Below are 13,345 nucleotides of genomic sequence, written 5' to 3' on the forward strand. Positions count from 1 at the left end.
CGATGCTCTGACCTGGGATCGCTTCCGTAGGAAGTTTCCGCAGGTCAGAGCACATGACAACGGTGTTCAGTGCCGTGTTGCCCGCTACCCCGCCCCCGTAGTTCACTGGCCGCGGCGGGCGAGGTGCGCTGCGCCCGGACTGTCCGATGGATACGACGGATTGCGGAGGCGTTCACATGGGGGCTGGCCACGATCACGGGCACACGCACCACGGCCCGCCCCCGACGGGGACGGCCGCCGCCGCGTACCGGGGCCGGCTGCGCGTCGCCCTGGGCATCACGCTCGGCGTCATGGTCATGGAGATCGTGGGCGGGCTGCTCGCCGACTCCCTCGCCCTGATCGCGGACGCGGCCCATATGGCCACGGACGCCCTGGGGCTCGGCATGGCGCTGCTGGCCATCCACTTCGCGAACCGGCCGGCGGGCCCCAACCGCACCTTCGGCTTCGCCCGCGCCGAGATCCTCGCGGCGCTGGCCAACTGTCTGCTGCTCCTGGGCGTCGGCGGCTATCTGGTCCTCGAGGCCGTCGAGCGCTTCATCACCCCGGCCCAGACCAGGGGTGGACTGGCCATCGCGTTCGCCGCCGTCGGCCTGGTCGCCAACGTGGTCTCGCTCTCGCTGCTGATGCGCGGGCAGCGGGACAGCCTCAATGTGCGCGGGGCCTATCTCGAGGTCGTCGCGGACACACTCGGTTCGGTGACGGTGCTCGTGTCGGCGGGCGTCATCATGGCGACCGGCTGGCAGGCCGCCGACCCCATCGCCTCGCTGCTGATCGGGCTCATGATCGTCCCCCGTACGGTCAAGCTCCTGCGGGAGACGCTGGACGTGCTGCTGGAGTCGGCGCCCAAGGGGGTCGACATGGCCGAGGTACGCGCCCACATCACGGCACTGCCCGGGGTGCTGGACGTCCATGACCTGCACGCCTGGACGATCACCTCCGGCATGCCCGTCCTGTCCGCCCATGTGGTCGTGCACCAGGAGATGCTGGACTCGATCGGCCACGAGAAGCTCCTGCACGAGCTGCAGGGCTGCCTCGGCAGCCACTTCGACGTCGAGCACTGCACCTTCCAGCTGGAGCCCAGCGGGCACGCGGAGCACGAGGCTCGGCTCTGCCACTGAGCCCGCCGCCCGACTGCCTGGCCTGTCGTACGTCGGCGGGATCCGGACGATTCCGTGCCGATTCGGAAGGGCATGATCCACTCTTCGGATGCCCTCGGGGTCGAACGACGGACATGCCAGCACCCGCAGTGCGGACAAGCGGCTTTTGTACGGCAGACTTGACCGGACTCGAGGGCTCCGGCCCCAGAGGCCGGGAACCAAAGCGAAGGATGGGTATGCCGACCACACCAGCCACCGCGGCGAACAGCTCGTCGAACGGCACAGCAGACGCGATCATGCTCGAACTGGTCGATGAGGACGGCACCACCATCGGTACCGCGGAGAAGCTGGCCGCGCACCAGGCCCCCGGCCAGCTGCACCGCGCCTTCTCCGTCTTCCTCTTCGACGAGCAGGGGCGGCTGCTGCTCCAGCGCCGCGCGCTCGGCAAGTACCACTCCCCCGGTGTGTGGTCGAACACCTGCTGCGGCCACCCCTACCCGGGCGAGGCGCCGTTCGCTGCGGCCGCCCGGCGTACGTACGAGGAGCTGGGGGTCTCGCCCTCGCTGCTCGCCGAGGCGGGCACGGTCCGCTACAACCACCCCGATCCGGTGTCGGGCCTGGTGGAGCAGGAGTTCAACCACCTGTTCGTCGGAATGGTGCAGGAGCGGCTGCGGCCGGACGAGGAAGAGGTCGGCGAGACGGCCTTCGTGACCGCCGGTGAGCTCGCGGAGCGGCACGCCGCCGCACCGTTCTCGGCGTGGTTCATGACCGTGCTGGATGCCGCGCGGCCCGCCGTCAGGGAGCTGACGGGGCAGTCCGCCGGCTGGTGAAGCCGTGACGCCGCGTGGCGGGGGCGGTCAGAGCTGCGGCTTCAGGGGCAGCGCCGCCCAGATGATCTTGCCGCCGCCCGCGGTGTGCTCCACATCGCAGGTACCGCCCGCCTCGGCGGTGATCTCGCGCACCAGGAGCAGCCCGCGACCGCCGGTCTGGGCGTAGTCGGTGACCAGCGCCGTGGGGCGGTAGGGGTGGTTGTCCTCGACCGAGACCCTGACCCATTCCGCCCCGATGGCCACCTCGACGGCCAGCTCGGGCGAGAGCAGGGCTGCGTGCTTGACCGCGTTGGTGACCAGCTCCGACACGATCAGCAGCAGGCCCTGGAGGATGTCGTCGTCGACGGGTACGCCCTGCCGGCCGATCAGATCGCGGACCGCGTGCCTGGCCTGCGGCACCGAGGCGTCGACTGCGGGGGCGCTGAAGCGCCACACCCCCTCGTACGACACGGGATGGGCCGGAACACTCCCACGGCTCTCCATGGACCGCCACCCGCTCTCGGCTCGTACGTCACTGACTCTCGCACGTCACTGACTATCGAGTAATAAGTGTCGGGAAGCGCGTGGTCCGGACCGCCGCTCTGACCGTAAATGGCCTCTTCTTAAAGCGATTTGATCGTTTGAGTATGACAGCGTCAGGTGATTGGACACTTTCTCACCTTCTTCCGGCGCCATCTGGTCCAGGCCGTCCGGATAGCATCCGACGCATGGACCTCAGGGAGCAGACGGCACGCACACCGGCGCGGCTGGAGCACGCGGTCGTGGACGGCGTCGCCACCCTCGTCATCAGCAATCCCGCCAAGCGCAACGCCATGACCTCGGACATGTGGCGGGAGTTGCCGGTGCTGCTGGAGGGACTGGCCGCCGACCCCGGCGTACGCGTCCTCGTCCTCACCGGCGCCGGTGACACCTTCTGCGCCGGTGCGGACATCGCCTCGCTCCAGGACCCGGGCGGGCGGACGCAGGCGCTCGCCGTCCAGGCCGAGGAGTCGCTCGCGGCCTTCCCCCGGCCCACGCTGGCCGCCGTGCGCGGATACTGCGTGGGCGGCGGCAGCCAGCTGGCCGCAGCCTGCGATCTGCGGTTCGCCGAGGAGGGCGCCTCCTTCGGCATAACGCCGGCCAAGCTCGGGATCGTCTATCCCTCGTCATCGACACGTCGGCTGGTCACCCTGGTCGGCCCGGCGACCGCGAAGTTCCTGCTGTTCTCGGGTGAACTGATCGGCACGGAACGGGCCCTGCGCACGGGGCTGGTGGACGAGGTCCTGCCGGAGGGCGGGCTGGCCGGGCGGGTGTCCGCGTTCGCCCGTGTCCTGGCATCGCGTTCGCAGCTGACCCAGGCCGCGGCGAAGGAGTTCGCCGACGGCCGGGAGGACCGCGACGCCCACTGGGCACGGCAGGCGGACGGCAGCGGCGACACCGCCGAGGGGGTCGCCGCCTTCCTGGAGCGCCGTACCCCCCGCTTCACCTGGACGACGGGGAGCCCCGGGGCGCCTACCGCAGGATGAACCGGCTCCTGGCCCGCCACTTCTCGACCATGGCCGCCGGGGCCTTGTCCGGTGCTCCGCAGTCGTAGGGCGGCTGGGGGTCGTACTCCGTCAGCAGCTGGACGCTCCGCGCGTGGTCGTCGCCCGCGATCGTGCCGAGCAGGGTGAGGCCCATGTCGATGCCGGACGAGACTCCGGCGGCGGTGACGTACTTGCCGTCGACGACCACCCGCTCGCCCGTCGGCTCGGCCCCGAAGGTCTTCAGTACGTCGAGGGCGAGCCAGTGCGTGGTGGCTCGTCTGCCGGTGAGCAGTCCGGCGGCTGCGAGCAGCAGGGAGCCGGTGCACACCGAGGTCGTCCAGGTGCTGGTGGCGTCCGCCGCCCGCAGCCAGCCGAGCAGCGTCCCGTTCTCCATCTGGTCGCTCTGTCCGGGGCCGCCCGGCACGATCACCAGGTCGGGGGCGGGTACGTCGGCGAGCGCGCGGTCGGCGACGAGCGAGAGACTGCCGCTGTCGTTGCGCACGGCGCCCGGCCGCTCGGCGACGAGGACGGTCTCGGCGCCGGGGGCCCGGCTGAGCATCTCGTAGGGGCCGACGGCGTCGAGCGCGGTGAAGCGGTCGAAGAGCACGATGGCGATCTGCATGGAGGTCCTCACATGGTCGGTGGGTCGTTACGGCTGGGCGCGGAAGCGGCGCCGGTATTCGGCGGGTGCCGTGCCCAGGGTTTTGACGAAGGCCCTGCGCATCGCCTCGGGTGTGCCGTAGCCGCTGGCACGGGAGACGCCGGTGACACCGTCGGCCGTGTCCTCCAGCAGCCGGCGGGCGTGTTCGAGGCGTACGCGCTCGACGTACCGGCCGGGGGCGAGCCCGGTCTCGGTCCTGAAGGCGCGGGCGAAGTGGCGGGGCGAGAGCCTGGCTCGGGCCGCGAGCGCGTCCACCGAGAGGTCGGCGTCCGGATGCTCGGTGATCCAGAGCTGCACCGCGCGCAGGGGTTCACGGACGGCGGTCTGAGCGGTGAGCTGAGCGCTGAACTGGGCCTGGTTGCCCGGGCGTCGCAGGAACACGACGAGATGGCGGGCGACGGTGAGCGCCACGTCCCGGCCGTGCTCCTCCTCGACCAGGGCGAGCGCGAGGTCGATGCCCGCGGTGACGCCGGCCGATGTGGCAAGGCGTCCGTCGCGTACGAAGACGGGGTCCGGGTCCACGCGCACCGCCGGATACGTCCGGGCGAGCGTCTCGCAGACGGACCAGTGGGTGGTCACCCGGTGGCCGTCGAGCAGGCCGGCCTCGGCGAGGAGAAGAGCGCCGGTGCACACCGACACCAGCTGCCGGGCGAGCGGGCCGTGCGTGCGGAGCCAGTCGACGAGACCGGGCTCGGGTGCCCTCGTGCCGGCGCCTCCCGGCACCAGCAGCAGATCAGGCGCGGGAGCGTCCGCGAGCGTGCCGTCGGGGACGAGGGTGAGGCCGCTGGAGCAGCGGACCGGCGCACCGTCCAGTGAGGCGGTGCGCAGCTCGTAGGCGATCCCGGGGAAGCGGGACGCGCCGGCGAAGACCTCCACGGGGCCGCTCACATCGAGGCTCTGGACGCCATCGAAGAGGACGACGAGTACGGATCGCTGCTTCATGTCCGCCATCCTGGGCGGGCTGCCCGATGGCCGCAATGACGAGTTCCCCACCTTTCCTGCCATAAGGACTCCGGGAGCCGTCGGCGGAGGCCCCGGGGCTACCACGCGTACTAACCAGTCGGTAACGTGCGGGCATGAGTACTCTCCCTCCGCGTGCCGGACGCCGCTGCCACAACGCTCTGAACCCGCTGCACTCCTGTGTCTACTTCTCCCCCGACCTCGGCAAGGAGTTCGGGGAGCTCGGCATCGACAACAACAGCCGGGCCTACTTCGCCGCGCGCGGCGCGGCCCTGGGCGCAGTCGGAGCCGGCACGGTCACCGCGGCCTTCTACAACTTCAACCACGAGCTGGTGGCCCGCCATCTGCCCGCGGTCTGGTCGGACATCACCCCCCGGGCGGCGCTCGACGCCCGCCTGCGGGCCGCCGACTCGACGCTGCGCCGGGTACTCGGCGAGGAGACCCTCGCCTCGCCGGAGATGGCCGAGGCGGCCGGGCTCGCCCTGCGGGCCGCCGAGGCGTGCACCCGCCACGCCCGCCCGCTGTACTCCGCGAACGCGGATCTGGACGTGCCGGACCAGCCGCACCTGGCGTACTGGCACGCGGCGACGCTGCTGCGCGAGCACCGCGGCGACGGGCACCTGGCCGGGCTGCTCACGGCCGGGCTCGACCCGCTGGAGGCCCTGGTCAGCCACACCGCCACCGGCAAGGGCACGGCGCCGCGCTGGGTCCTCGCCACCCGTGGCTGGCAGCGCGCCGACTGGGACGCGGCGGTGGAGCGGCTGCGGGGCCGTGGCGTGCTGGACGCCGAGGGCGAGCTGACGGAGGCGGGCACCGCGCTCAGGGCCCAGCTGGAGGAGGCGACGGACCGGATGGACGCCGCGCCGTACGAGCACCTGGGCGCCGAAGGCGTGGCCCGGCTCACCGATCTGGGCCGTGGGTTCCTGTTCGCGGCGGCCTCCGCCGGGGCGTTCCCCGACGACCTGATCGGCAAGGGCTGAGCGGCGTCTTCGAGCAGGTCACGCGACACGGCCCCCGGCCACCCGGCACAATGCAGGCGAAGGGGCGCATGCGGATGTGGACCGCCCCAGTGGCACAGCCAGCACAGCCAGCACGAGAAGGCGAGTCGGTAAAACCGTGACGACGTCCATCGAAGGCAGGATCGCCGAGGAGCTCGGCGTACGTGAGCGTCAGGTGAAGGCGGCCGTCGACTTGCTCGACGGCGGGTCGACCGTGCCGTTCATCGCGCGCTACCGCAAGGAAGCGACCGAGATGCTCGACGATGCGCAGCTGCGCACGCTCGAGGAGAGGCTGCGGTATCTGCGGGAGCTCGAGGACCGCCGCACCGCGGTCCTCGATTCCGTACGTGAGCAGGGCAAGCTCGACGCCGCTCTGGAGGCGCAGATCCGGGCGGCCGACACCAAGGCGCGGCTGGAGGACATCTACCTCCCGTTCAAGCCGAAGCGCCGGACGAAGGCGCAGATCGCGCGCGAGGCGGGCCTTGAGCCCCTTGCCGACGGTCTGCTCGGTGACCCTTCGGTGGACCCGCTCGTCGCCGCCGGGGCGTTCGTCGACGCCGAGAAGGGGGTGGCGGACCCCGCTGCGGCGCTGGAAGGCGCCCGGTCGATCCTGGCCGAGCGCTTCTCGGAGGACGCCGACCTGACCGGCGAGCTGCGCGAGCGCATGTGGTCGCGCGGCAGGGTCGTCGCGAAGGTACGGGACGGCAAGGAGGAGGCCGGCGCGAAGTTCGCCGACTACTTCGACTTCGCCGAGCCGTTCACCGCGCTCCCCTCGCACCGCGTCCTCGCGATGCTCCGGGGCGAGAAGGAGGACGTGCTCGACCTGGTCCTGGAGCCGGAGGAGCCGTCGGAGCAGCCGGGCCCCTCCTCGTACGAGAACATGATCGCCCGCAGGTTCGGTGTCGCCGACCGCGGCAGGCCCGGGGACAAGTGGCTGGGTGACACGGTCCGCTGGGCCTGGCGGACCCGGATCCTCGTGCACCTCGGGATCGATCTGCGGCTCCGGCTGCGCACGGCGGCGGAGGACGAGGCCGTCCGTGTCTTCGCGTCGAACCTGCGCGATCTGCTGCTCGCCGCCCCGGCGGGCACCCGGGCGACGCTGGGGCTCGACCCCGGTTTCCGTACGGGTGTGAAGGTCGCCGTGGTGGACGCGACCGGCAAGGTCGTCGCGACGGATGTCATCCATCCGCATGTTCCGGCGAACAAGTGGGACCAGGCTCTCGCCACGCTGGAGCGCCTCGCCCGGGAGCACCAGGTCGATCTGATCGCCATCGGGAACGGCACCGCGTCCCGCGAGACCGACAAGCTCGCGGGCGAACTCTGCGACAAGCACCCGGAGCTGAAGCTCACCAAGGTGATGGTCTCGGAGGCGGGTGCCTCCGTGTACTCGGCGTCGGCGTTCGCCTCGCAGGAACTTCCGGACATGGACGTGTCGCTGCGCGGCGCGGTCTCGATCGCGCGCCGCCTCCAGGACCCGCTGGCCGAGCTGGTGAAGATCGACCCCAAGTCGATCGGCGTCGGCCAGTACCAGCACGACCTGTCCGAGGTGAAGCTGTCCCGCTCCCTGGACGCCGTGGTCGAGGACTGTGTGAACGGCGTCGGGGTCGACGTCAACACGGCGTCGGCGCGGCTGCTCTCCCGGGTGTCGGGCATCGGCTCCGGGCTGGCCGAGAACATCGTGACGCATCGCGACACGAACGGCCCGTTCCGCTCGCGCCGGGCGCTCAAGGATGTGGCCAGGCTGGGCCCGAAGGCGTACGAGCAGTGCGCCGGCTTCCTCCGGATCCAGGGCGGTGAGGACCCGCTGGACGCGTCGAGCGTGCACCCCGAGGCGTACCCGGTGGTGCGGACGATGGTGAAGCGGACCGGCGGCGACGTCGCTTCGCTGATCGGCAGCACCGACACCCTGCGGTCACTGCGGCCGGACGACTTCGTGGACGAGAAGTTCGGTCTGCCGACGGTCACTGACATCCTCAAGGAGCTGGAGAAGCCGGGCCGCGACCCGCGCCCCGCCTTCCGGACGGCCACCTTCAAGGAGGGCGTGGAGAAGCTCGGCGACCTGGACCCCGGGATGGTGCTGGAGGGTGTCGTCACGAACGTGGCGGCGTTCGGCGCGTTCGTGGACATCGGCGTCCACCAGGACGGTCTTGTCCATGTGTCGGCGATGTCGCGGACGTTCGTGAAGGACCCGAGGGATGTCGTGAAGCCGGGCGACATCGTGAAGGTGAAGGTCATGGAGGTCGACATCCCGCGCAAGCGGGTCTCCCTGACGCTGCGGCTCGACGACGAGGCCGCCGCGGGCCAGGGCGGCGGTGACCAGGGCGGCCAGAAGCGCGAGCGACCGCCCCGGCAGCGTCAAGGTCAGGGCCAGGGGCAGGGGCAGGGGCAGGGGCAGGGGCAGGGGCAGGGGCAGCGTCAAGGTCAGGGGCAGGGTCAGCGTCAGAGCCAGGACAGCCGGCAGGGAGGCGCCGGTCAGCGCCGCGACAGGCGCGGGGGCGGTGGCAGCGGCGGTGGCTCGCCGCGCCCTGCCGCGGCGCCCGCCAACAGTGCGATGGCTGACGCGCTGCGGCGCGCGGGCCTGACGGGCGGCTCCGACCGGGGCGGCTCAGGGCGCTGACCCGGAGCCGCCGGGTCCGGTCCGCCAGACACCCCACCTGCCCGTCCCGGCCCCCGGGGCGGGCAGGGCCGTGTGTCAGCCCGCCTCGGTGACCTTGCCGTCCGACACCTCGACCCGGCGGGTCGTACGCACCGCCTCCAACATCCGCCGGTCGTGCGTGACCAGCAGCAGGGTCCCCGCGTACGCATCGAGTGCGGACTCCAACTGTTCGATCGCAGGCAGGTCCAGGTGGTTCGTCGGCTCGTCCAGGACCAGCAGATTGACGCCCCTGCCCTGGAGGAGCGCGAGGCCGGCCCGGGTGCGTTCGCCGGGCGAGAGCGTGGTCGCGGGGCGCAGCACATGCCCGGCGCGCAGGCCGAATTTGGCCAGCAGGGTGCGGACCTCGGCGGGCTCGGTGTCGGGGACGGCGGCGCAGAAGGCGTCCAGCAGGCTCTCCGTGCCGTGGAACAGCTTGCGTGCCTGGTCGACCTCGCCCACCACGACGCCGGAGCCGAGCGTGGCGTGGCCCGCGTCGAGCGGCAGCCTGCCGAGCAGGGCGGCGAGCAGTGTGGACTTGCCCGCACCGTTGGCGCCGGTGATGGCGACCCGGTCGGCCCAGTCGATCTGCAGGGTGGCAGGGCCGAAGGAGAAGCCGCCGCGGACGACGGCGGCGTCGCGCAGGGTGGCCACGACGGAACCGGAGCGCGGTGCGGAGGCGATCTCCATCCGCAGGTCCCACTCCTTGCGGGGTTCGTCGACGACGTCGAGGCGCTCGATCATGCGCTGCGTCTGCTTGGCCTTGGCGGCCTGCTTCTCGCTGGCCTCGCTGCGGAACTTGCGGCCGATCTTGTCGTTGTCGGTGGCCTTGCGGCGGGCGTTCTTGACGCCCTTGTCCATCCAGCCGCGCTGCATCTGGGCGCGGCCTTCCAGGGCCGAGCGCTTGTCGGCGTACTCCTCGAACTCCTCGCGGGCGTGCGTACGGGCACGTTCGCGCTCCTCCAGGTAGGCGGCGTAGCCGCCGCCGTAGAGGTTGATCTGCTGCTGGGCGAGATCGAGTTCCAGCACCTTGGTGACCGTACGCATCAGGAACTCGCGGTCGTGGCTGACGACGACGGTGCCGGCGCGCAACCCCGACACGAAACGCTCCAGGCGCTCCAGACCGTCGAGGTCCAGGTCGTTGGTGGGCTCGTCGAGGAGGAAGACGTCGTAGCGCGACAGCAGCAGGGAGGCGAGCCCTGCGCGGGCGGCCTGGCCGCCGGAGAGTGCTGTCATCGGGAGGTCGAGGCCGACGGTCAGGCCGAGGTCGGCTGCGACCTCCTCGGCACGTTCGTCGAGGTCCGCGCCGCCGAGGGACAGCCAGCGCTCCAGCGTCTCGGAGTACGCGTCGTCCGCGCCGGGCGCTCCGTCGACGAGGCCCTGGGTCGCGGCGTCCATGGCTGCCTGGGCGTCGGCGACCCCGGTGCGGCGGGCGAGGAACTCCCGTACGGACTCGCCCTGGCGGCGCTCGGGCTCCTGCGGGAGGTGTCCGACGGTCGCGGTGGGCGGGGAGAGCCGCAGCTCGCCCTCCTCGGGGCGGTCGAGCCCTGCGAGCAGACGGAGCAGCGAGGACTTTCCGGCGCCGTTGGCTCCGACGAGACCGATCACGTCGCCGGGCGCGACCACGAGGTCGAGTCCTGCGAAGAGGGTGCGGTCACCGTGTCCTGCGGCGAGTTCATTGGCGACGAGAGTGGCAGTCATCAGGGTGACGATCCTAACGAACCCCGGGGGCTCTCCCGCCCTCCAGGCCGGGGTGCGACCATGGCCTGTCCGGCCCTCGGCACAGGGGGCGACACGAGGACAGGAGTGGGCGCCGTGGCCGATGTGATCGTGGTGGGCGGCGGGGTCAGCGGGCTGACCACGGCGCTGCTGCTGGCGGAGCGCGGCCTGCGGGTGCGCGTCTGGTCCGGGGACCCGGCCTCGGCCACGACCTCGGCCGTGGCGGGTGGGCTGTGGTGGCCGTACAGGATCGAGCCCGAGGCGCTGGTGGGTGACTGGTCGCTCGAAACCCTCCGGGTGTACGTGGAGCTGGCCGCCGAGACCGCCGAGACGGGTGTCCGTATGGTCACCGGGGTGCACGGGGGTGAGCGGCTGTCCGCGCTCGGTCCGTGGGCCCGTGGCCTGCGGGACGTCTCCGAGGTGGCCGAGGGCCTGCGGGTGACGGTTCCGCTGATCGACATGCCGACGCATCTGCGCTGGCTGGAGGAGCAACTGTCGGCTGCCGGGGGCGTGGTCGAGCGCCGTACGGTGCGCGGCTTCGCGGAGGCTGCGGCCGAGGCTCGGGTGGTGGTCAACTGCACCGGGCTCGGCGCCCGGGAGCTGGTGCCCGACCCCGGAGTGCGGCCGGTCAGGGGCCAGTTGGTGGTGGTGGAGAACCCGGGTGTCGACGAGTGGTTCGTCGAGGCGGATCCCGCGTCGAGCGCGACCACGTACTTCATCCCGCAGCCGGGCGGCCTCGTGCTGGGCGGCACGGCGGAGACCGACGACGCCCGCACCGAGCCCGATACGCGCACGGCCCAGGAGATCGTGGCGCGGTGCTCGCGGATACGGCCGGAGATCGCGGGGGCGCGGGTCATCGGTCACCGGGTGGGACTGCGGCCTGCCCGGGACGCCGGGGTGCGCATCGAGGCCGATGAGCTGCCGGGTGGCGGACTGCTGGTGCACAACTACGGCCACGGCGGCGCCGGGGTGACGGTGGCCAGGGGGTGCGCGCGGGCCGCGGCCCAGCTGGTGGGCTGAGCCGCGGCCGGCCGGCCCGCGCGGTCAGGCCGGCGGGTCCTGCTTGTGGCGCTCGTCGGTGGTGATCTCCGTGGCACCGGGGCCGATCCGGATCTCGAAGTCACCGTCGTATCTGGCGTGCCCCTCGATGACCGCGGATTCGACGGCCTCCACGCCGAACTCCTGGCGGACGATCATCGGGTCGTGGCGCAGGTCCCTCATCAGGGACACGCACATGCCGATCATGACGATCGTGAACGGCGCGGCCACGAGAATGGTCAGATTCTGCAGACCTGCCAGCGCGTCGCCCTGACCGTTGCCGATGAGCAGCATGACGGCCGCGACGGCTCCGGTGACGACACCCCAGAAGATCACAACCCACTTGGCGGGTTCGAGAACCCCCTTCTGGGAGAGGGTGCCCATCACGATCGACGCGGCGTCGGCGCCCGAGACGAAGAAGATCCCGACCAGGATCATCACCAGGATGCTGGTGACGGTCACGATCGGGAACTGCTGCAGGACGCCGAAGAGCTGTGCCTCCTGGGTGTCGCCGACACCCTTGAGGTCCCCCGCCTCCTCCAGCCGGATCGCCGACCCGCCGAAGACGCAGAACCAGATCAGGCTGACCGTGCTGGGCACCAGGATCACGCCGCCGACGAACTGACGGATCGTCCGGCCCCGGCTGATCCGGGCGATGAACATGCCGACGAAGGGCGTCCACGAGATCCACCACGCCCAGTAGAAGACCGTCCAGCTGGCGAGCCAGTCGGCCACGTCCCCCTCGCCGGTGGCCTCGGTGCGCCCGGCGAGCTGGGCGAGGTTGCCGAAGTACGCGCCGATGGAGGTGGGCAGCAGGTCGAGCACGATGATGGTGGGTCCCACGACGAAGACGAAGACCACCAGGAGCAGCGCGAGCACCATGTTGATGTTGGACAGCCACTGGATGCCCTTTTCGACCCCGGACACGGCGGAGGCGACGAAGGCCACGGTCAGCACGGCGATGATCGCGACCAGGAGGCCTGTGCCGGTCTTCTCCATCCAGCCCAGCTCATGGAAGCCGCTGCCGATCTGGAGCGCACCGAGCCCGAGCGAGGCGGCGGAGCCGAAGAGGGTGGCGAAGATGGCGAGGATGTCGATGACCCGGCCGATCGGTCCGTGGGCGCGCTTCTCACCGATGAGCGGCACGAAGACCGAGCTGATCGTCTGCCGCCTGCGCCTGCGGTACGCGCTGTAGGCGATGGCGAGCCCGACGACCGCGTAGATCGCCCAGGGGTGCAGGGTCCAGTGGAAGAGGGTGGTGGCCATCGCCGTCTGCATGGCCTCGGCGGCGTCATCGGGGCGGGTGCCGGGCGGCGGCTCCTTGAAGTGGGAGAGCGGCTCGCTGACGCCGTAGAACATCAGGCCGATCCCCATGCCGGCGCTGAACATCATCGCGACCCAGGAGACGGTACGGAATTCGGGTTCCTCGCCCTCCTGTCCGAGTGAGATCTTCCCGTAACGGCTGATCGCGAGCCACAGGGCGAAGACGACGAAGCCGGAGGCCGCCAGCATGAAGGCCCAGCCACCGTTGTGGATGAGACCGTTGAGCAGTGTGTTCGAGACGCTTTCCAGCGAGTCGGTCGCCGTGGAACCCCAGACCACGAAGGCGACGGTGAGCACCGCCGTGACCCCGAAGACCACCCGGTCGGTCGTGGGGCGCCGGCCATGGTGCGGCTCGGCGGGTAGATCGGCCGTGACGGGGAGATAGTCTCCCCGCCCGGCCTTTCCCTGCTCGTCGTGTGTCACAGATGGCACCTTTCACGCAGTGCGAAATTTCGCTCTCCGTAGGCAGTACCACACACAACGTACATCTCCCGGGACCAACAAGCTGTTGCCTCTCAACCGCATATGCACCGCTATGCCCTCGATTGAGGGCCGATGACCTGTCCGGTCGGCCGGACAGGC

General features: G+C 71.2%; 11 protein-coding genes. 6 read left to right on the forward strand and 5 right to left on the reverse strand.

What is annotated here, in order from left to right; all coding sequences use genetic code 11:
• Nucleotides 1-176 precede the first annotated feature (176 nt).
• A complete protein-coding gene (locus OG623_RS03060; RefSeq protein WP_406144033.1) occupies nucleotides 177-1,118 on the forward strand; it encodes a cation diffusion facilitator family transporter in 942 nt (313 codons plus the stop codon).
• A 215-nt stretch (nucleotides 1,119-1,333) separates the two neighbouring features.
• A complete protein-coding gene (idi, locus tag OG623_RS03065; RefSeq protein ID WP_406144035.1) occupies nucleotides 1,334-1,927 on the forward strand; it encodes an isopentenyl-diphosphate Delta-isomerase in 594 nt (197 codons plus the stop codon).
• A 27-nt stretch (nucleotides 1,928-1,954) separates the two neighbouring features.
• Here the strand turns inward: idi and OG623_RS03070 are convergent, their stop codons facing one another.
• Nucleotides 1,955-2,410, reverse strand: a complete 456-nt coding sequence (locus tag OG623_RS03070; RefSeq protein ID WP_362894501.1) for an ATP-binding protein — start codon at nucleotides 2,408-2,410, stop codon at nucleotides 1,955-1,957.
• A 224-nt stretch (nucleotides 2,411-2,634) separates the two neighbouring features.
• Between OG623_RS03070 and OG623_RS03075 the strand changes: the two genes are divergently transcribed.
• Complete coding sequence (locus tag OG623_RS03075) at nucleotides 2,635-3,432, forward strand: enoyl-CoA hydratase/isomerase family protein (protein ID WP_406144036.1); 798 nt, start codon at nucleotides 2,635-2,637, stop codon at nucleotides 3,430-3,432.
• Here the strand turns inward: OG623_RS03075 and OG623_RS03080 are convergent.
• Together OG623_RS03080 and OG623_RS03085 are read right to left on the reverse strand one after the other, a co-directional pair.
• The gene (locus OG623_RS03080) at nucleotides 3,419-4,054 is read right to left on the reverse strand and encodes a DJ-1/PfpI family protein (RefSeq protein WP_406144038.1); all 636 of its coding nucleotides are present in this window, start codon (nucleotides 4,052-4,054) and stop codon (nucleotides 3,419-3,421) included. The two genes, OG623_RS03075 and OG623_RS03080, sit on opposite strands and share 14 nt — an antisense overlap.
• A 27-nt stretch (nucleotides 4,055-4,081) precedes the next feature.
• Nucleotides 4,082-5,035, reverse strand: a complete 954-nt coding sequence (locus OG623_RS03085) for a GlxA family transcriptional regulator (protein ID WP_406144040.1) — start codon at nucleotides 5,033-5,035, stop codon at nucleotides 4,082-4,084.
• Nucleotides 5,036-5,169: 134 nt separating this feature from the next.
• Here OG623_RS03085 and OG623_RS03090 point away from each other — a divergent pair, with 134 nt between their 5' ends.
• Nucleotides 5,170-6,033 carry an SCO6745 family protein gene (locus OG623_RS03090; RefSeq protein ID WP_406144042.1) on the forward strand — a complete coding sequence of 288 codons (864 nt, stop codon included), beginning with the start codon at nucleotides 5,170-5,172 and terminating at the stop codon, nucleotides 6,031-6,033.
• A 136-nt stretch (nucleotides 6,034-6,169) separates the two neighbouring features.
• A complete protein-coding gene (locus OG623_RS03095) occupies nucleotides 6,170-8,668 on the forward strand; it encodes a Tex family protein (RefSeq protein ID WP_406144043.1) in 2,499 nt (832 codons plus the stop codon).
• Between the two features lie 75 nt (nucleotides 8,669-8,743).
• On the opposite strand, the gene OG623_RS03100 is transcribed toward OG623_RS03095, so the two are convergent.
• Nucleotides 8,744-10,384, reverse strand: a complete 1,641-nt coding sequence (locus OG623_RS03100) for an ABC-F family ATP-binding cassette domain-containing protein (RefSeq protein WP_406144045.1) — start codon at nucleotides 10,382-10,384, stop codon at nucleotides 8,744-8,746.
• A gap of 105 nt (nucleotides 10,385-10,489) precedes the next feature.
• Between OG623_RS03100 and OG623_RS03105 the strand changes: the two genes are divergently transcribed.
• Nucleotides 10,490-11,422 (forward strand): FAD-dependent oxidoreductase, encoded by a 933-nt coding sequence (locus OG623_RS03105; RefSeq protein WP_406151656.1) that lies wholly within the window; start codon nucleotides 10,490-10,492, stop codon nucleotides 11,420-11,422.
• Between the two features lie 24 nt (nucleotides 11,423-11,446).
• Here OG623_RS03105 and OG623_RS03110 read toward each other — a convergent pair whose 3' ends face one another.
• Nucleotides 11,447-13,186, reverse strand: coding sequence for a BCCT family transporter (locus tag OG623_RS03110; RefSeq protein WP_406144047.1), 1,740 nt, complete (start codon nucleotides 13,184-13,186; stop codon nucleotides 11,447-11,449).
• Nucleotides 13,187-13,345: the final 159 nt, after the last annotated feature.

It is taken from the genome of Streptomyces sp. NBC_01012 (genome assembly GCF_045162755.1).
Lineage (GTDB): Bacteria > Actinomycetota > Actinomycetes > Streptomycetales > Streptomycetaceae > Streptomyces.